The organism is Maridesulfovibrio pacificus (SeqCode), from assembly GCF_048612815.1.
GTDB lineage: Bacteria > Desulfobacterota > Desulfovibrionia > Desulfovibrionales > Desulfovibrionaceae > Maridesulfovibrio > Maridesulfovibrio pacificus.
The window spans coordinates 1258199-1277608 of the sequence record NZ_JBLZNE010000001.1 but is presented as its reverse complement, the minus strand read 5'-3'; the positions used below and the strand labels follow the sequence as shown (position 1 = coordinate 1277608).

The 19410-nt window shown below is 47.9% G+C and carries 12 protein-coding genes and 1 tRNA gene; 2 read left to right on the top strand and 11 right to left on the bottom strand.

Annotated features, from left to right (window positions below):
* Positions 1–15: 15 nt before the first annotated feature.
* From ACNI23_RS06055 to ACNI23_RS06005, 11 genes are all read right to left on the bottom strand, one after another.
* Complete coding sequence (locus ACNI23_RS06055) at positions 16–6828, bottom strand: amino acid adenylation domain-containing protein (RefSeq protein ID WP_420247311.1); 6813 nt, start codon at positions 6826–6828, stop codon at positions 16–18.
* A gap of 89 nt (positions 6829–6917) precedes the next feature.
* A complete protein-coding gene (locus tag ACNI23_RS06050) occupies positions 6918–9893 on the bottom strand; it encodes a beta-ketoacyl synthase N-terminal-like domain-containing protein (RefSeq protein WP_420247310.1) in 2976 nt (991 codons plus the stop codon).
* 48 nt (positions 9894–9941) lie between these two features.
* The gene (locus ACNI23_RS06045) at positions 9942–10838 is read right to left on the bottom strand and encodes a DUF4198 domain-containing protein (RefSeq protein ID WP_420247309.1); all 897 of its coding nucleotides are present in this window, start codon (positions 10836–10838) and stop codon (positions 9942–9944) included.
* A gap of 34 nt (positions 10839–10872) precedes the next feature.
* Positions 10873–11178, bottom strand: a complete 306-nt coding sequence (locus ACNI23_RS06040; protein WP_420247308.1) for a hypothetical protein — start codon at positions 11176–11178, stop codon at positions 10873–10875.
* Between the two features lie 312 nt (positions 11179–11490).
* Positions 11491–12654 carry a tetratricopeptide repeat protein gene (locus ACNI23_RS06035; RefSeq protein ID WP_420247307.1) on the bottom strand — a complete coding sequence of 388 codons (1164 nt, stop codon included), beginning with the start codon at positions 12652–12654 and terminating at the stop codon, positions 11491–11493.
* Positions 12651–13313 carry an energy transducer TonB gene (locus tag ACNI23_RS06030; protein ID WP_420247306.1) on the bottom strand — a complete coding sequence of 221 codons (663 nt, stop codon included), beginning with the start codon at positions 13311–13313 and terminating at the stop codon, positions 12651–12653. The genes ACNI23_RS06035 and ACNI23_RS06030 overlap by 4 nt, the downstream gene beginning before the upstream one ends.
* A complete protein-coding gene (locus tag ACNI23_RS06025; protein WP_420247305.1) occupies positions 13313–13723 on the bottom strand; it encodes an ExbD/TolR family protein in 411 nt (136 codons plus the stop codon). Before ACNI23_RS06025 ends, ACNI23_RS06030 begins: the two co-directional genes overlap by 1 nt.
* 4 nt (positions 13724–13727) lie before the next feature.
* Complete coding sequence (locus ACNI23_RS06020; protein WP_420247304.1) at positions 13728–14357, bottom strand: MotA/TolQ/ExbB proton channel family protein; 630 nt, start codon at positions 14355–14357, stop codon at positions 13728–13730.
* A 1-nt stretch (position 14358) separates the two neighbouring features.
* Positions 14359–15768 carry a MotA/TolQ/ExbB proton channel family protein gene (locus ACNI23_RS06015; RefSeq protein ID WP_420247303.1) on the bottom strand — a complete coding sequence of 470 codons (1410 nt, stop codon included), beginning with the start codon at positions 15766–15768 and terminating at the stop codon, positions 14359–14361.
* Positions 15765–16520, bottom strand: a complete 756-nt coding sequence (locus ACNI23_RS06010) for a DUF3450 domain-containing protein (RefSeq protein ID WP_420247302.1) — start codon at positions 16518–16520, stop codon at positions 15765–15767. The genes ACNI23_RS06015 and ACNI23_RS06010 overlap by 4 nt, the downstream gene beginning before the upstream one ends.
* A 225-nt stretch (positions 16521–16745) precedes the next feature.
* A tRNA-Arg gene (locus ACNI23_RS06005) sits at positions 16746–16822 on the bottom strand.
* Between the two features lie 372 nt (positions 16823–17194).
* Here ACNI23_RS06005 and ACNI23_RS06000 point away from each other — a divergent pair.
* Together ACNI23_RS06000 and ACNI23_RS05995 are read left to right on the top strand one after the other, a co-directional pair.
* Positions 17195–18760 (top strand): methyl-accepting chemotaxis protein, encoded by a 1566-nt coding sequence (locus ACNI23_RS06000; RefSeq protein ID WP_420247301.1) that lies wholly within the window; start codon positions 17195–17197, stop codon positions 18758–18760.
* Between the two features lie 136 nt (positions 18761–18896).
* Positions 18897–19367 carry an Sbal_3080 family lipoprotein gene (locus tag ACNI23_RS05995; RefSeq protein WP_420247300.1) on the top strand — a complete coding sequence of 157 codons (471 nt, stop codon included), beginning with the start codon at positions 18897–18899 and terminating at the stop codon, positions 19365–19367.
* Positions 19368–19410: the final 43 nt, after the last annotated feature.

The following is a 19410-nucleotide window of genomic DNA, read 5'->3' as shown; positions in this document are numbered from 1 at the left end:
TTATCCATTCTTCTGTTAGACGCGGGCTTTTCGGCGGTTGCGTCTTCTGTTTCGGGTAGTATTCTGTCTGGTTGTGTCCTGATCCAAAGCTTCGGTTGATTCCTGATTCTCAGAAGGTTGACCGAGCATGGATTGCAGTGCTTCAGCAAGCTTGCCAATACTTGGGTTGGCGAAGATTGTTACTGCATCAAGGGAGAGCCCCAGTTCTCGGGTCAGGCTGTTTTGCAAGCGGATCAGGTGCAGGGAGTTCGCGCCGAGATCAAAGAAGCTGGCACCGTGGTCGGAGCAGTCTCCTCCGGTGAGTTCATTGAGCTTTTCTTCAATTGTTTCGGCAATTCTTTTTATGGACCGGGTTGTCTTTGCATCCTCTGCAACGGAAGCGGCCGGCTTTTCAGCCGGTTCGATATCGCGACTGGGAGCGGCCTTAGCCATCGAATGCTCAGCTGTCGGTTTAGGCAGTGCTTTGCGGTTGACTTTGCCGTTGGCTGTCAGCGGCAGTTTGTCCAGCAGGACCAGATAATCGGGAAGCATATACGGGGGCAAAGCCTCGGTAAGGTTGGCGGCAATGCTTTCTTCTAAGTTTTGTTTCTTTCCATTTTCACCCTGACAATAGATGACCAGACGTTTTTCAGTACCTTCGCCGATGATGGACGCTGCGGCATTGATCACCTGCGGAGTGCGGATTGCGGCTGATTCTATCTCACCTAATTCAATGCGATGACCGCGCAGTTTGATCTGGCTGTCATTTCTGCCGACAAAACGGATAGTTCCGTCCGGGTGGAAGTAGCCGAGGTCCCCGGTGCGGTATAAACGTTCTCCACTGCGGGGGTGTCTGATGAAATGGGCAGCAGTCTTCCCTTTGTCTCCGAGATATTCGAGAGCCAGACCGTCTCCGCCGATATATAATTCACCCACAGCCCATTCCGGTTTGGGAGACAGGTCATGAGAAAGTACGTGGAATTGCTGTTTATACATGGGATAACCGTAGGGGATGCTCTGCCATTGCTTGCCCAGCTTATTGACCGGGTAGAGGATGGACCAGATTGATGCTTCGGTCGCTCCGCCAAGTGAAACAATTTGGCAGGCACTTAATGCCCGGATTCTGTCCGGCAGGGTCAGGGGAATCCAATCGCCGCTCATCATGCACAGGCGTAATGAGGAAGGAAGTCTTTTGCCCGTGGCTTCGCAATACTCCACAAGCATTTCCATAAGCATGGGGACAGTGTTCCAGATGGTTATTTGCTGCTGCTCCAACAATTCCAGCCAGCGCAACGGATCTTTTTCCCTTTCCGGTTCGGGCATGACCAGTGTTCCTCCAGCATCGAGGATTCCGAAAATATCAAAGACGGAAAGGTCGAAGGTGAGGTTGGCCAGTCCTAAAACCGAATCATTCGGGGTGATTTGAAAACGGGTTTTCAAATCATCGAAGGTGTTGCAGGGGCCTTGGTGATTCAAGACCACCCCTTTGGGATCACCAGTAGAGCCGGATGTATAAATGCAGTAGGCTGTGTCTGATGGTGCGCTTTTCCGTTCCCAGTCAAAGTAGTCCAGCATTCCCGGTTCCTCGGTCAGCAAATCATAGTAATCTGGTAGATTTTCGGCAGCTTCCGGTCCGGTGATAATTAGCTTGCAGTTTGCGTTATCGAGTATCTTGCAGGTGCGCAGTGCCGGACTTTCCGGTGAGATGGGGATGTAGTGGCAGTCAGCCAGAAGAGTCCCCAGAACAGCTGTAACCTGACGAATTCCTCGGGGCAGGATTACCGCCACCGCACTTGCGGGAGCAATACCCCGTTTTTGAATTTCCGAAGCGATTGCTGCGGCTTTTGTGTACAGCTCTCCGTAATTGAGAGTTGTTTCAGGGGTTGTCAGGGCCGGAGCTTCCGGCTGGCGGTCAACATGGTGCATGAATCCGTCAGTGAGGAGCCTGAATCCTTGCGGGGCAGACTGATCCGGCATGGAACCGGGCTTCTCTGCCGTATTGTTAAATGACTTGCGTCTGTCTGCCTGTGGCTGTGGCAGACGCACTGCTTCGATAAAAGTCCAGTCGTCAGACTCCGCTAGTCTATAGAGCAGGTCTTTATAGGCTGAGAACATGTCTTCAATCATTCCTTGCGGGAATAGTTCCGCTACGTAGTCCCAGTTAAAGACCAAAGTGTCCTCGTTCTCATAAACCTGATGGTCCAGCCAGATCTGCGGGGTCTGGGTCAGGCAGTATTTCTGGACACCGAATGTGTCTATGACTGAAGCATCCCTGCCAAGGGCTTCCGAACCGATAGCGCTGGTAAAAACCACAGGCACTACGGCATGGTCATCCCCGGAAATCCGGGCCATTTCGCGCATTACCTCAACTCCGCCGAAGTGGCGGTGGTCAAGGTCTTTCCAAAGTCTGCGCTGAAGAAGACCTGCGTATTCAGTGAAATTGTCGGCTAGTGACTTTGCAGCGTGATCCGGTGTTTCAAGCAGGGTCAGGGAGGTAAAGTCTCCGACAATGCTGTTGATATCCTTATGGATCGGGGCCCTGTTGAACAGAGTCAGGTTGATGGAAAATCTTGATGATTTACTCCATGCGGCGATTATTTTGGTATAAGCGGCGCAAAGCAGCGATGATGGAGTGATATTTGAGTTCGATGCCTTTTGCTTGATTGTCTGCCAGATTTGCGGTTCGAGACTGTGTTCAAGCCTTGAGAAATGGGGCACCCAAATTTCTTCGGGTCTTTTTGCAAGAGGGAGTTCGGGGCCTGCTGGCAGGTTTTCCAGTCTATCCATCCAATACTCTTTTGCCTGAGCATAGGATTTGCTTTTTCTGAACTCGCGTTCAGCCATGATGTAATCACGGAAAGTTACATCCAGTACGGGGAGGGTCGCCTCATTGTTTTCCTTTGCCGCGTCATATAGTTTTTTCCATTCCTCCATAACCAGAAACAGGCTCCATATATCCACACAAAGAGCATCAAAGCTCATGTGGATGCGCATGTTCTTGTCATCGGTTCTGTTTAGGCGAATATCAAACAGGGGCCACTGAGCCGGATTAAGAACCTGATGTGAAAGCTCAGCGCGGATTATTTCAAGCTGCGCCTGCTTTTCCTGCTCAGAAACTTTGCGTAAATCAGAGTAAGGAAATTTTAACCAGTCCGTTTCAGCAAGTACCTGCTGTCTGCCGTCATCATCCACAATAGCGCGCAACATGGGGTGACGTTTAATCAACTCGTTCCATGTTGATTCCAGCCGTTCGGCATCAGTCAGCCAGCTGCCTATTTCCAGATAGATATGAGTAGAAATGCCGCCCAAGGCGTAAAGGTTCCCGCGTCCGATCCAATATGCCTGCTGGATGTCAGACAAGGGGAAGGGGACGTAGGCTTCTTTACGGCTGGAAATAAGTGTCGGCAATTCTTGACGTTGTTTTGCTTGCTCTTCAATCCATTTCGCCTGTTTGCGAAGGGTTGAAAGTTCAAAAACTTTACCCAGTGGCAATTCTTTGCCCATTTTTTCGCGGATTGCGGCAGCCAGTCTGATAGCCAGCAGGGAATCTCCGCCAAGGGCAAAGAAGTCTGAATCTGGTGCCGGAGCAGCTGTACCAAGAATACCGCTCCAGATTTCCTGAAGAACCTTTTCTTCTGTGGTGCGATGCTGTTGTTCTGCTGCTTGCTGAGGATCAAGGGCTCTTTCCGGGATAATCAGTTTCTTACGGTCTATTTTTCCACTGGGGGATGTCGGCCATTCCTGCACTGCAATAATTTCATCCGGGTGCATATAGTCCGGAAGCCTTTTCTGGCAAGCTTCAATGATTCTTTCCGAAGTCTTCCCTGAATCTGAATCGGTTCTAAAGAATAGGGCTAATGCCTTGCCACCCGAGGTGCGGGTCGCAGCAACGGCGACCGCGTCAATTACATCGCGCGCACTCGTGGCTGCGGCTTCAATTTCACCTAATTCAATGCGGTGCCCCCTGATTTTGACCTGAAAGTCGTCACGTCCGAGAAATTCAATATTTCCGCAGGGGAGCCAGCGTCCCAAGTCTCCTGTCTTGTACAAGGTTTCGCCGGTTATGGGATGAGATATGAATGCCGCAGCGGTTTTTTCGGGATCATTGTAGTATCCGTCCGCAAGTCCTTTACCGCCGATGTATAAATCGCCGACAGCCCAGTCCGGTCTGCTTCCTCCATTGTGGGAAAGAACATGGAAGGTCTGGTTGGTCATTGCTTTGCCGTATGGAATGCTTTTCCAGTCAGGCTTAACCTGTTCTACCGGATAATGAATAGACCAGATTGAAGCTTCCGTAGCTCCGCCGAGGCTGTGAAGTTCCATGACTGGAATAACCTGCCTGCCTCTCTCCGGCAGGGTGACCGGAATCCAGTCTCCACTGATCATGGCAAGTCGCAATGAAGGGGCTTCGTTGAGGCTTTGTCTGCTTTCTATGGTGGTTACCAGCATTTCAAGCTGTGCGGGCACGGAGTTCCAAAGGGTTACTCGGTGCTCGGCTATGATCTGCAACCATGTTTCCGGGTTTCGCAGTTCATCCTGTGCCGGCAGGACCAGTGTCGCCCCGACTCCGAGAATTCCGAAAATATCATAAACCGATAAGTCGAAGTTCAGGCGGGCCAGTCCCATAATCCGGTCTTCGGAAGTAACCCTGAAGCGGCGGTTGATGTCTTCGCAGGTGTTTCTTGCTGCAGCATGTGAAATTGCCACGCCTTTGGGTGTTCCGGTAGAGCCGGAAGTAAAGATTATGTAGGCCAGCTGTTTCGAGGAGCAGGGGCTTTCAGTTCCGGAAAATATCTTTGGTCCGGCTTCTAAAATCCTGTCCACGTCAATTCGCTGCACATGTTTCGGCAATTCTACTTTCTGTTCCGATAATGTCAGAACCGAGCGTAGATCAGCCTGCTTAATAATTGCTGAGATTCTTTCTTTGGGCAGATCCGGGTCTATAGGCAGGTAAGCTCCTCCGGCTTGGAGAATGCCGATGGTAGAAGCTGTTTGCAGCCAGTGCTTAGGTATGAGAACCGCAACCGGTTCCGCTTGCTCTACACCTGACTCTGTCAGTGTCGCGGCGATGGAATCGACAGCTTCACCAAGGCGTTTATAACTGATTTTTTCACTGCCGCTGATGATGGCGGTTCTTTCCGGGTTAGTAAGGATCATTTCCATGACCGGGGAATGCAGCAGGCCGGAGGGCAGATAGGCGGTAGTATCATTTGATGCAATGCGTCTTCTGTGCTGTGATTCAGGCAGGCGTACCGCGATTTGAGCATTCCATATTGATCTGCTATCAGCGAGGTCTACCAGCAGTTTGCTGTAGCTCTCAAACATGGCCTCAATCATGCCTTCTGGAAAACGGTCTTCCACGAAATCCCAGTTCCATTTCAAGTCGCCTGCATCTTCCCACGCCTGATGGTCGAGATGGACCTGCGGAGTCTGGAAGATTCCATAGGGTACTTCGCGAATAAATCCTTCAGGTAGGGATTCAGGGAAAAAACCTTGCGGTTCATTTCTGGTAATGGGCAGCAGGCTGGTGAATACCACGGGCATAGTGGAAGGCAATCCGGCAGCGCGCAGTTTTCTCAGGATTTTTACACCGGAGTATGAGCGGTGTTCGAGGTTTTGCCAAAGGTCTTCCTGAATTGATTGTGAACGTTGCAGGAAAGTATCACGCCTTAGTGAGACAGAGTGCGGCATGGAGGAGGTAAAGTCCCCGGCCAGATGGGGTATATCATCGTGTCCCGCAGGTCTATTAAACATAGTCAGAGTGAGGGTGAAATCAGGTGATTTACTCCATGTTCCGATCACTTCTGAAAAAGCCGCCAGAAGCAGCCCGGAGGGTGTCAGGTTGTGCTCAGAGGCGATTGTCTTGAGATTGCGCCAGTGAGCTGCTGTAAGTTTGGCGCTACGGCGGACAAAGCGTCCGGTTGCATTTTGGTGGGAGGCAGTAGGTAGTTCCGGCGCAGGAGCAATGGCAGTTAATTTGTCAGACCAATATGCTTTGGCAGCTTTGTAATTCTCTGAATTCTCAGCCTGTTTCTCATGCATTACGCAGTCGCGGAATGTAAGGCTTAGAGTCGGGAATCCTGCGGCTGTTTGCTTAATTGCATACTCCAGATTTTGCGAAGGGTCAGGAACAACGCAGTAAAGGGCGGATAGTTCTCGTGCCAGAATGAGTAGGGTCATCCCATCGCCGATGAGGAGATCGAAGCTGATGTGCAGTCGGGTGGATTTATCCGGTTTTTGGGATGCGCGAAGGGCAAACAGAGGCCATGTGTCGCTTGAATGAACCGCGTGTGACATCGATTCGCGGATCGTTTCCAGCTCAACGGCCACTTGTTCTTCACCCATTGAACTCAGGTCTTCAGTGGCTATCGAATATCTTGGGATTTCTTCGAGAACCTGCTGTTGTCCGTCCTTATTGATGATGGTCCGAAGCATAGGATGGCGTTCAATCAGCGCATTGACAGCCAGTTCGGCTTTTTCTTTATCAAAGGAGTTCAGGTCCAGCTCCAGATAGAGGTGGCAGGATACTCCGCCGGATTCCATATCTCCCCGTCCAACCCAGTATGCGTGCTGGATGTCGGTAAGAGGGAAAGGGGTGTTCTGGTTTTTAGGATCACTTTTTAGTTGGACGGACTTTATCTGTTCTTTCTGTCTTTCTGATTCTTCGGAGATAACGGAGGGCAGTTTTTCCAGAATAGCAGCGGGTGATCCCTGCATGACTTCGGCCAGAGTTATTTTATATCCTGTTTTAGAAGCAATGGTTTCCACCATGCGGAAGGCCATCAGGGAATCCATACCTTGCGAAGTAAGCGGGACGTTCATGAGAATGTTTTCCGGTTTGGTCCACATCTCATCTGCAATCCATCCAAGAAGGAGTTTTGCGCTTCCGGACAGCTCCGCGCTTTTCTTTTGCTTGGAAGTTACGGTCTGAGTTCCTTTCAGCAGTCTCTTAAGACTTGTTTGCCCATGCTGTGTTTTGTTTGCAGAATCCGTCGGAGGTAAAAGAAATTTTGTTTTATTAAACTTTGTGGGAGGAAGCGAAACAATTCTTCCTTCGGGAAAGACCTTATTCCATTTAATGGCATGTCCTGCCTGAAGGAGGCCGGATATAGCTGCGTTTCAGTTGCGGTCTTTTTTACATCAGAAAGTTGTTTAGCAGCGACCCATGAGCCGGAAAATCCGGGGATGATTCGTTTAGCCATTGCTGTTAAAATCGGTTTAGGTCCTGCTTCGGCAAAGCAGTCCACACCAAAATTTTCCAGACTTTTTACGCCCTCTTGAAATTGCACTCCCTTGCGCATATGTGCGCACCAGTAGTCAGCACTTTGCAGCATGTAGCCGCTGGCTATTTTACCTGTGACATTTGAAATTACGGGAATGGAAGGAGGCGAGTAAGATACTTTCTGCGCAGTATTGTGAAACTCCGCTAGGGCAGGTTCCAGCAACTTGGAGTGGAAAGCATGGGAGACCGAAAGCTGTACGGTTTTGATTTTTTGCGATTCAAGTTTAGAAATTACAGGTTTAAGTTGTTCCAGATTACCGCTGATGACAATGTTTTCCGGCCCATTTATCGCGGCAATGTCCACGAGGTCTTTATACTCATTAAGAATGTTATGAATTTGTTCTTGAGGAGCGAGAACAGCGTACATGCCTCCGGCAGAAGAGCCTGAAACAGGTAGTTTCTGTATGGCTTGCCCCCTTTTGATGACTAATCTGAGTCCGTCTTCAAGGGAAAATACTCCGGCAAGGCAGGCGGCGACATATTCTCCGACACTGTGGCCCATCATGATTGACGGTTCTATGCCCCAGTTCATCCAGAGGCGGGCCAGAGAATATTCATATGCAAATAAAGCGGGCTGGGTATAATTGGTCTGGTTGAGTTTTGCCTGTGATGATTCGAAAAGAAGGTTTTTCAGGTTCACGTCCAACTCAGAAGATGCGATGTCACTGCAACGATCTATCTGTTCCTTGAAAAAGGGAAAGGAATTGTAAAGCTTAAGCCCCATGCCCGGATGCTGGGAGCCTTGTCCGGTAAAAAGGAACGCGGTTTTGCTCGGTTTACTTTTTATTAAACCGGAATTTTCTGATTCAGAAAATTCTCGCAGCTGTTTAATCAGCCCGACATAATCGTGGTCGGAGAATACAGTTCCAACCTGTTCATGGTTGGCTGCCCGTCCACTTGTATAGGCTGTATTTTCAAAAAACTGAGGACCTTGCTGTTCCAGAAAATCCGCATAAGCGAGGGTTTTATCTCGCAAACGTTCAGGGGTATCAGCACCGATGGGTAGTATGTATTCCCCATTGTTATTTCGGAAGAAGACTGTTCCTTCAGTTTTTGGAGGCTCTTCCAGAAGTACATGCGCGTTTGCTCCACCTATGCTGAAACTGCTGACTCCGGCCCTCTTGGGTTGATTTCCAGTTTCAGGCCATCTGGTGTTGGTCCGGGGTAACGAAAATGTAGATTTAAATTTTTCCAGACGATGGTTGAGCTTTTCGAAGCCGTACTGTGCAGGGATTTCTTCATGTTGCATGCATAGGACTGTCTTGATTAGTCCGGCTACACCTGCTGCAGATTCCGCATGGCCGATGCAAGGTTTCACAGAACCAAGAATTATCGGCTGCTGACGCTGTTCACGCTGATAGACCTCTGAAATTGCCTCGACTTCAATGGGATCGCCAAGCGGAGTTCCGGTGCCGTGTGTCTCAATATATTGAATCTGTTCCTGCTTTAAGCCTGCGTTGTCCAATGCCTGTTTTAGAAGGCTTTGCTGTGCTTCTCCGTTGGGAGCCGTAATACCGTTGCTTCGACCATCCTGATTGGCTGCTGTTCCGGCGATTATAGCCTGAATGGGATCACCGTCTTTGATTGCTTTATCAAGTGGTTTTAATGCTACAATCCCTAGCCCTTCCGATCTGATGTAGCCGTCAGCGGAATCATCAAAAGTTTTGCACCGTGCATCACGAGCCATAAGTCCAGCTTGCGAGCAGATGATATGCATTTCAGGGGAGAGTATTACGTTAACCCCTCCGGCTAGGGCCATATCGCATTCTCCGGCAGTTAGAGATTTTACAGCCATATGGATCGCGGATAGGGAAGCTGAAGATGCTGTATCTACCGCTATGCTGGGGCCGGTCAGGTCAAGGTGGTAGGAAATTCTGTGGGCGGCCATGCTGCCGAACATCCCGGTAGCCGAGTGCATATCAAGATCCTGACGATAATGCTTTACCCGGCTTGCGTAGTCGCTATTGAAAATACCTATGAAAACACCGGTATTGGATTTCGCCAGACTGCGCGGAGTCATTCCCGCATGTTCAAGGGCTCTCCATGCCGCTTGCAGCAGCAGGCGGTGCTGTGGGTCCATAACCATTGCTTCTCGTGGTGAAATACCGAACAGCTCTGCATCAAAGGCTTCTATATCATCTATAAATCCGCCTTCGTTTACGTAACTTTTCCCTTTCTCGGAATCAGGAGAGTAAAACAGACCTTTATTCCAGCGGTTATTCGGTATGATGCTCAGTCCGTGATTTCCGCTGTTCATTAGATCCCAGTAGTTTTCGAGTGAGCTGCCGCATCCCGGAAATGAGCATGACATACCAATAATAGCGATACGCCCCTCTGATTGGTTGTTTTGAGGTTGTTTTGGCGGCATGTAAGAATTTGTTCTGCGATTCAAAACCAGTTTGGAGAAATCTTGAATAGTAGGATTTGAAAAAATATCGGCAGTAGTAATTTCAACTGAATATTTCTGCGAGGTCTTGGCGGCAAGATTGGATAGTTCAAGCGAAGATAAGCCTTGATCAGCCAAAGGAGTCCGAGGGCAGATTGTTCCCGAAGTTTGTTCTTGTGTCTGCTTGAGTAGCCAGTCGGAAACGTTATCGTAATTAAATCCATCTAATTCTTGTATTTTAAGCATACTGGGTACCTGAATAAGTATATCCCCGCTTACGCGGGGATATTGTTTTTAAGGTTTAGCTGTGAAGCTGACTGTTGCACACGAGAAAACTTTGCTGCATTTTTTCGCTAGGTTGGATAGGGGGCCTTTGGGTGAGGTCTGCTGTGTAACGTAGACATTGGCTACCCAGTGACCTGCTGTTGGGATCCGGAATTTGGCTTTTCCGTTCATGATGTACGCTGAAAGGAAGTAACCGTCCGGGCCACCGAAGGTGTCACTAGTGAGAGTCATGTAGTTAATTGCGTTGCTGTCGGTGTTAACGGGTTTACCCATGAAAGAAACATCAAAGGAAACCATGTCTCCCTTGCGCATATTGGAGAGATTACTTTCGGGAGTAATTTCCAGATCAAATCCGGCCGGTTTGGGTTTGGTCCATTTACCTATGCTGTAGAAGGCTTTTGCGTTCAGGGAGTAGCGGAAGCTTTCCAGCACTTCTCCAACATCTTTAAGTTGGTCCATTGGTTTTGCCGCCATGCGCATCTTTCCGTTTTTATCTTTGTAGCGGGAAAAGAAGCTGACTTTGCTGCTCGCAGCTACCTGATAGGTGCCTTGGGGAGAGTCTTTTTTCAGAGCAATCTTTCTTATTCCTATATCGCCGGTGATTATGTCCGCATAGGGAGTTTCAGATGTGGTCTTTACTGTTGATTCCGGAAGCGGAAGTACTACTTCGGTTCCATCCGGGGCAGTAATGTAATACCTGGCGATATTTGCTGAAGCAGAAGGAGTGGATAGCAGGTCGTCGATGGGAGCAAAATGTCCCCATCCTATGCTTGTGAGCACATGTCCCGGTGCGTGCAGATGTGATTCAAACAGGTTTACCCATAAGGAATGAGCGTGGGCGGCGTGTGCAGGAAGTATCAGCGCACATAGGCAGAGGACCATGGTGTAGAGTTTGTTTTTAAACAAGATTATTTCTCCTAAGCGTTGTAATTATTAAAAACTATATTCCGTCTTCTCTGACCTGATGTCCCGGTCCTGCGTCCAGCTCCACTTCATACGGTTCAGTGGGGCGTGCAAAAGTACAGGTCCCAAGTTCATCGGTTTCACCCTGCCAGAGCAAAGTGTTATCTTTGGTTCTGTATATTTTTATAGGGGTTTTGACGGCCGTTTCTCCTGTGGAATACATTCCTTCAACCTCAATCGTGTTTTCGTCGATGTCGGTCAAGGACATAAACAGCGAATGTGCGTAGGCTTGTGAACTCATCAGCAGAATAAACAATCCTACGAGAATGCCTTTAATTTTCATTTTCAATCCTTTGCTAAAAATATAAAATGACGAATTTTACTTATACAAGATGTGTTTACGGTAATTACACGCATGATTTCTAACATCTGCTGATTATTTATTTTCAACTTGAGAATTGTTCGTCTTTGCAGGGACATATGGGAAAGTTAATGTGCTTTTCTAATGAAATTAGATGGTCATTTAATATTTAGAATAGGTGGTGTTGTTCTTTGGGCTTTGCGGACTTGAACGAGTAACTGCCGGATTCCTATATAGGAATTCGGCAGTTACTCGCGGGCTTTTTGCCTTTCAGGGGTAAAATTCTAGTTTTGTTTATTCTGTACTTTCCATTTGCGCTGTCTCGATATCAACAAGAACTTCCAGATAGCCGGAAGCGCGTTTTTTGAAGTTGCCGCCGGTGATCTGTTTCAGCTCCTGCTTGGCTTTTTGCCAGTCTTTTAATTCCCATGCGCAAAGAGCCATATAAAATCGTGCTTCGCCCGCATCCTTTGTTTCCAGCGCAGGTAGAAAAGCTTCGTGTGCATCATTAAATCGTCTGGCTTTAAAGAGGAGTAGTCCTTTCTTTAAGCCGGTAGAATTGTTCTTGGAATAGCGGTCCATATAGCTCACCGCTTTACTTACTCGACCGGCGGATGCATACAGAGCTGCAATCTTGAGGGCCTGCTCGGCGTTGACTGATGATCCGTAGGCTCGTTCCAATGTCGCCGCAGCTAACAGGGGGGTTTCCTTGTATCTATAGATAGATGAAAGGTTTTCCAGTTCCTGTTGTGAAGGCTGTTTTAGGCGATAGGCGATTTCCAGTGCTGCTGCCGTCTTTTCGAGCTGTTCTTTGTCCATATGAAGTTTGGCAAGAAGCTTCCAATAAGCCGAGTCACCAGGAGCTTGCTCCAAGTATTTCAACAGCATGGATATTGCTTTGTCAGGCTGTCCATTTTCCAGAAAAGCATGAACGGTTAGAGATATCCATTCCTTATCTGGAGTTTTTGTCAGGGCTATGAGTTTTTGCAATACGCTGATTGAAGATTTGAAGTTGTCTCCTTTATAGTACATTGATCCTGCTTGAAACAATGTTTTGGGATCAGCGGGCTTTTGCAGAGCATAGGTCTTTTCCAGAAATTTGCCCGCTTCATTGTAACGTTCCAGCTTATACGCAGTGACTGCGGTATTGCGGCAGAGGTGGACGTTGTCCGGGTGGAGAGAGAAGCCTTGCTTGAAAATGTCGTATGCCTGTTTATCGTCTCCTGTTTGCAGATGCGCTCCGCCAAGTACTAGAAAAACTTGTGCATCCACAGGTTCGGTGGTGGAGTCTATATATTGCTTTATCAGGGAGGCAGCTTCAGCATATTTCTCCTCATCCAAAAGCAATTGAGCCTTGTACAGATTCTGACGGGCTTGCGGTGGGAGTTTTGCAAAGCTGGTTCCGGCAAAGCAGAGTATCGCCAGCAGCGTAATTGTAAAAATGGATATTGTTTTCATCGTGTCAGCTCAAATTTGAATGGAAGAAGGACCCATGTGTCCACATCTTCTCCATGATATTTTCCGGGTCTGAATCGCCACCGCTTTGCAGCCTTGAGAGCTGCCTGCTCAAAAATACCGGAGGGGCTGGCGGAATATATGGAAAGATTTACAGGATTTCCTTTGCTGTTAACCAACATGCGTACCACTACATCTCCTTCAATCCTCTTTCGTTTTGCGCCATAGGGATATTCCGGAGGATAATTTCTTATGATTTGAGGTACTTCATCGACTTCATCTATTTCAAACCCGACTCCGCCCAATTTCATGCGCGGAATGGAAATTCCTCCTTTCAGGCCGGGATGCATGTCGGCCTTGAAATTAGGAGTGTTGATATCCATTCTGGGTTTAATGTTTTTGGGACGGTTGGTTTTGGATGCGAATGTCTTATGTAATTGCTTCGGTGGCTTAGGATCTTCCAGCTTTTTGCGTTCAAGCGGTTCTACCGGATCATCCTTTTGAGCTTGTGCAATACGGATTGCTCCATCAACTACCGGATTAACGGACGGTTTTTCCGCAGTGTTGAGTAGAACAACTCCGATATATATCAGCCCTGCAATCATGACCGAGCCAAGGCAGGCTGCAACAAAGTCTCCAGTCCCTCTTGTGTGCCGGAGCATTATTTTTTCCTCGCCGCGAGACTGATGTTCTGCACTCCGGCAAGGCGGCATTGATCAAGAACCTGTACCGTAGCCCCGGTCATGCTGTCTTTGTCTGCGACAATTACAACCGCTCCTTCAGGCGTTTCTGCAAGAAAACGTTCCATATAAGCCCGAACCGAACGGATATCTAAAGGTCTTCCTTCAATGAAAATCTGTCCCTCCGCGGTCAGGCCTAAAATAACATTGGCCTTTTCCTTGGTTTCCGCGCTTTGCGCGGAAGGGCGCTGCACATCAACTCCCGCTTCGCGTACGAAGCTAGTGGTGACAATGAAAAAGATGAGTAAAATGAAAACCATATCAATGAGGGGAGTCATATTGATTTCACTGCCTCCCCCCCGTCTTGTGCGTGAATGACGGATACTTCTCATCTGGCTATCCTTTCTGAGTACTCAGGCTGTCGGTCTGTTCTTGAAGGCAAATGCAAAATAGTTCCATGCGGGATTTTAGCTTTTCTCCTTTGCGCAGAAGTATGCCCCCGATAATTAGGCCCGGAACAGCGGCCACCAGACCGCTTTGAGTGGTAACCAAAGCTTCGGATATACCCGAAGCCAGCGCGCGTGCATTTCCGGTCCCGAATTGGGCAATTACGTCAAAGGTGGAAATCATACCGGTTACTGTCCCCAGAAGACCGAGCAGTGGAGCTGCAGCCGCAAGAATCAGAATCGTACCGATGTTACACATGGTGGTGAATTCATGGCGCACACGTATTGATTTCAGCAATTCCCTGTTTAAGTCAGGATCATTGCCGCTCGTATCCATATGTTCCGAAAGAATATCGAATTGCCATACAGGGAGTTTCATTTTGCACGATTGCGGTTCGCGCTTATACATTTCCAGGCATTTAGCCGGAGAGAGCTCCTTGTTGCTTTCACGGAAAAAACGGAGACTCTTGTAAATGGCTAGAGTCCACATGATGAGTGAGAGGATCAGAAGCGCAATCATAATGTCGCCGCCGGCTTGAAAATGCTCAGTCAGAAGTTCCATGATGTTATACTGCTGCATATTATTCATCCCTGCTTTTGAGTTTTCCTTTTTTCATCAGGGCAACAGCGAATCCGGCACCTTTTTCTTCCATGTCACTGATGATCTTATCAACGCGACGATCCAGAATATGATGCAGAATCATAATCGGGACTGCTACAGCCAGCCCTAACTGGGTGGTGACCAGTGCTTCGGATATCCCGCCGGACATCATCCGGGGATCACCTGTGCCGTATAGGGTTATGATCTGGAAAGTGCTGATCATGCCGGTAACTGTACCCAGCAGACCCAGTAGAGGAGCAACTGCTGCCAGAACATTCAGCGTAGGCAGTGAACGTTCCAGAATCGGGAGTTCTTTGAGCAAGCCTTCCTGAAATGCATTTTCAATAATTTCCCGAGCCTGTCCCATGTAATTCAGAGTGTGTCCGATGATCCGGCAGGTGGGGTACTGCGATTGTTCATTGCAGAAAGCGCGGCATTGATCCCATTCGTTGTTGGCAACCATCTTCAGGATAGTTCCCATGTTGCGGTCTGAGTTGCTGCGGATTCTGCTAAGGGTATAGAATCGTTCGATTACCAGAAGAATTGCTGCTATTCCGACAAGAATAATGGGCCAGACCAGTAGTCCCCCGGCACTCAGCCATTCCTGTATACTTTTCTGCTGCTGCGCCAGTCGGGCAAAAGATGCTCCGTTTGAGATATCCACAGGAAAAGCAATGCCGTTGTTATCGAGAAAGCTGTTCATGGTTTTTGATATGGACCAACCCGGCTCACCCTTTACCGCTATAAGCCTGTCACCGTCTGGAGAAGGGCGCAGAAAACCAAGAGTTCCATCAGGCTGGCGGTAGGCCGAGGTGAATGAGCCGATGCGGAGTACTTCTCCTGATTTTTCTGTTCCGTCAGTTCCGGTGAATTTTCCATTGCGTAGGTCAATTTCGCCGGATGCAACCATTTCATCCATAAATAGGCGTAGCAGATTTTGGATGCCGCTTAAGCCGGCAAACGTGTCAGCTTTCAATACTTCTTTTATTACTTCAGATCTTTCCGGGTGTTCTGGAGTGGTCAGGCTTTCATGAAAATAATCCCGGGCCTGCTTGGCTGATGTTCGAATAGTTCCGTCGATGGTTTGTATTTCCTGAGCCTGCTCGGCTAATTCTTTATTGAGCTGTTTCTCTTCCTTGAGCAGTTCTTCATATCTGGCTTTGAGTGCATCAAATTTATTTTGTTTAGAGTTGATACTCGTGTCGAGTTGCTGTTTTTCAGTTTTCAGCTCACTTCGTTCTTTTGCAATGAGTCCCTTGGTTGTTTGGGCGTTTTGTTTGGCTTCAGTAACAACGCTGTCAACGGCTTTGGCGGTGTCAGTCCAGCTCTGCGCGCTTGCATAGAAAGGAATCGATAAGCAAAGTAAAAGACAATATACGACTATTTTCATTTCGCCACTCCCAGCGGAAGTTCCAATAATTCAACAGCGCGTTTTCGTTCCGCCATGTCTTTAGCGCGGTGCAGGGTCAAAGCATATGTGGGGGCTAGAGTTTTCCAGCTGTTTGAGTTTTTATCCCAGATTCCGACTTCTGAGCCGTCCGTTGTCTGATAATAAAGAGCCGCCCGTCCGAGGCGGAAGATAGTGACCTGAGTATGTGTCCCGTTAATCATTAATTCCTGTGTGGAAGTGGATACATTTTGGCCGTATTCAGTTTCAACAAGCAGAGCTTCGAATACCCGGCGTAGTTTTTCGCTGAGTTGTAAATGATAGTCATCCAGAGATTCTCGCAGGAATTGAATACGCTGAGTTCTCTCATCGCTTAGGAAGGGTAGGTCCGATTTTACGAAGAGCTCCAGCTGATCGACAACAGTTTCCAGAAACGGCTCCAGCTCCATCTTGATTAATTTTGCTTCTTCCTTGCGACGTTTTAGTTCTGCGATTACTCCTTCTTGTTTTTTGACGTATCTGATGTATTTCCTGTTTTGAAATTCCAGCCAAGCTTCTGTGGCTTTCATCTCGCGAATCTCATCCGATTTCTGTTCCTTGAGGTCAGCCCAGTCCTGATATTTTTTTTGTGCTTTTGCCTCTATTGCCACAGCTTTGGAGGCTTGTTCGTGTACAGCTTTAACCTGCGTACTGCCTATAGCCGGGGCAGTCACCAGTAGCTGTACAATAAAAGAAAGAAAGATGATTTTATGCATAGAGTCTCCTGACATTCGAGCATTAAGAATATATTGAAAATCGCGTTCTTATATAGGCAAATCTCATTTGTTGGTTCTAACATCTGGTGAACTGTTTGTTGCTGATTATGAATTTCAATTGCATTCTTGCGCGCTAAGCCAAAAAGAAAAGGGGGAGATGTTTACAGCTGAAAACAAAAAGCCCCTCACACAAATGTGTAAGGGGCTTTTCTTATATGAAATAATTGGCGGGCAATACAAGATTCGAACTTGTGACCTTCAGCTCCGGAGGCTGACACTCTATCCAACTGAGCTAATTGCCCGCGCAGAACGTTTTACTATCCATCACTGTGCTCATCTGTCAAGAAAAAACTCCTATATTTCGTGATCTATTTGTAAGTTTTGGGAAGAATTCCATTGTTTTGTGTTAGTTGAGGTTTAATTGGCCTTTTGGCTGCTGTTGTGATTGATGTTCTTTGCAACATTTAAATTTCATTTGTTTTTCTCAATGCAACATTCTGATAGCTAAAATTGTCACAATCTATTGACTCAAGTGGTCTCTTTGAGTAATTTCGAAAATAACTTTTTCGGAATCGCTTATTTGGTGTTCGTTGCCGTTCATAAATGTTCATCTGAAAGCAGATTCTATCGGGGTGGATTTATTTTCTTTTGAACCTTTTGAGGCAGGGGGTGCTATGAAGATCAAATTGCTGATTGGGGTTGGTGTGTGTGCTGTTCTGAGTGCGTTGTCAGTGTTTGCTGCTGCGGAATTCGGAACTGATTTGAAATTTATGTTACAGATTGCAGCTGTGGCTGTTTTTACGATTGTTCTGTTGGGAGGAACAGTTACTGTCCTGATGGTAAGCAGAGGGGCTGCGAAAAAATCGGATGCTATTGCCATGTATCTGAAGGGAGTTGAAGAAGGGGATTTTGTTTCTAATAGGCCTGAATCCTGTGAGGGGGATCTCGGCCAACTTGGTGAACAGGTGTGCATCACCATTGATGCATTGAAAAAAAGGATCGGTTTTTCAGAAGGGGTTCTGAATGCCATAGCTGAGGCTTATCCTTTTATGACCTGTGATGCCGAGGCAAAGGTGAACTTTGTCGGTAGCAGACTTTTCAAAATCTCCGGTAAAACCGGGAAGCCCGAAGATTATTACGGTTTAACTACCGGTGGGTATGTCTACGGCGACAACTCACGTAAAACAAGGACCGACCGTGTTGTGAGCGAGGGCATCCGGATTGAAGGGGAGACTTCATTTGAGGGAGATGGCGGTCTTCATGAATTACAGTTTTCAGGCGAACCCTTTTACGATCTCGACAATGAACTGTGCGGTGCTTTGACCATTTATTTCGACCTTACCGAAGTCAAACAGCAGCAGCGTGAAATTCAGGAAAATGCCGAAAGAGTCGCTAATGTTGCGGCTGAGCTTGTGGATATTACCGGGCAGGTTAATACCGCTGCCAGTGTGATCGCTTCCCAGATTGAAGAAGCGGCTAAGGGCGCGGCTTTGCAGTCCGATCGAATAACTGAAACAGCTTCCGCCATGGAAGAAATGAACAGTACAACCCTTGAAGTGGCCCGGAACGCTGTTGATGCCGCGGATAATGCCACAGCTGCGGCTGATAATGCTCACGAAGGTCAGAATGAAGGCCGTAAGCTGATTGAATCTATTGAGACCATGAATACACACGCTACAAATCTGGGTACTTTCATGAGTGATCTCGGAAAGCAGACAGATTCCGTGGGAAGTGTTATAACAGTTATTCAGGATATTGCTGATCAGACCAACCTGCTGGCGTTGAACGCTGCTATTGAGGCTGCCCGGGCAGGTGAAGCTGGGCGCGGTTTTGCGGTTGTTGCCGATGAAGTCCGCAAACTTGCTGAGAAAACCATGACTGCTACTGATGAAGTGGGTACAGCAATCAAGGCTATTCAGGATGGGGCTCAGCGTTCCATTGAAGGCGTGCGCCTTGCAAGTGATGCGGTGGAGCAGTCAACAGAAATTGCACACAGTTCCGGTCAGACACTTGAAAGAATTGCAGAAATCGTTAACGGTACCTCCGATCAGGTTCAGTCCATTGCAACCGCGGCGGAACAGCAATCCGCCACCAGTGAGGAGATCAACCGGGCAGTTGATGATATCAACTCCATTGCCGCCCAGACAGCGGAAGGCATGCATGCCGCTAATGAAGCCAGTTCCGAACTGGTCCGGATGAGTGATGAACTTAATACTTTGATTAAACAACTTTCTTCCTAGTACAGTCCCGTACTCCATTGTCCGAAGCAGGTCGCATTGTTTTACAGTGCGACCTGTTTCATTTTTTAAGATTGGGATCTTGACCACTGTTGTGGAACCATTATATCCCCGCTTAAGCAATGATTGAGGGGGAGATTTGCAATACTTAAAGTTATATTTTGTTGTGCTGATTCTGGGGGGTATGGCTGGTTGTTCATCTATTGCTGTTGTGAATGAACCAGTCCCGGATATTTTGCAGGCGGAGAAGGTTTGTATCGTTGTACATGATGATACCCGTGAGCTCTTTAAGACAACCCTTAAAGAATGGATGCGGGAGCAGGGGATTACTCCTGACATATATCCGCAGGATACTTCCGTAGATATTTGTGAGTGGTCTCTCACGTACGAAGGGCGCTGGTCATGGATGGTCGGCTTGTACCTGGCTGATGCAAAGATCACGGCTTATCGTGATGGCTCCGAGGCCGGGCGAGCCTGGCTGGATATCGGGAAATGGGATGGCTATAAATGGGAGGACGGGAAGGTGCGTATCTATAAATTGATGGACATGCTTTCCGGTAAGGTCGACCATTATGAGCTTCCAACGATGCAGAAAGATATAGATAATTAATCCGCAAATGCTTGTGAGAATAAACCGTCCCTTCAGCGAGGGG

Bases quoted from the DNA above. Each gene is read 5' to 3' on its own strand.
- ACNI23_RS06035 (WP_420247307.1), bottom strand. From the start codon at position 12,654: ATGAAAACAATATCCATTTTTACAATTACGCTGCTGGCGATACTCTGC.
- ACNI23_RS06000 (WP_420247301.1), top strand. From the start codon at position 17,195: ATGAAGATCAAATTGCTGATTGGGGTTGGTGTGTGTGCTGTTCTGAGT.
- ACNI23_RS06050 (WP_420247310.1), bottom strand. From the start codon at position 9,893: ATGCTTAAAATACAAGAATTAGATGGATTTAATTACGATAACGTTTCC.
- ACNI23_RS06040 (WP_420247308.1), bottom strand. From the start codon at position 11,178: ATGAAAATTAAAGGCATTCTCGTAGGATTGTTTATTCTGCTGATGAGT.
- ACNI23_RS06015 (WP_420247303.1), bottom strand. From the start codon at position 15,768: ATGAAAATAGTCGTATATTGTCTTTTACTTTGCTTATCGATTCCTTTC.
- ACNI23_RS06030 (WP_420247306.1), bottom strand. From the start codon at position 13,313: ATGCTCCGGCACACAAGAGGGACTGGAGACTTTGTTGCAGCCTGCCTT.
- ACNI23_RS06020 (WP_420247304.1), bottom strand. From the start codon at position 14,357: ATGCAGCAGTATAACATCATGGAACTTCTGACTGAGCATTTTCAAGCC.
- ACNI23_RS06055 (WP_420247311.1), bottom strand. From the start codon at position 6,828: ATGTGGACCAAACCGGAAAACATTCTCATGAACGTCCCGCTTACTTCG.
- ACNI23_RS06025 (WP_420247305.1), bottom strand. From the start codon at position 13,723: ATGAGAAGTATCCGTCATTCACGCACAAGACGGGGGGGAGGCAGTGAA.
- ACNI23_RS06010 (WP_420247302.1), bottom strand. From the start codon at position 16,520: ATGCATAAAATCATCTTTCTTTCTTTTATTGTACAGCTACTGGTGACT.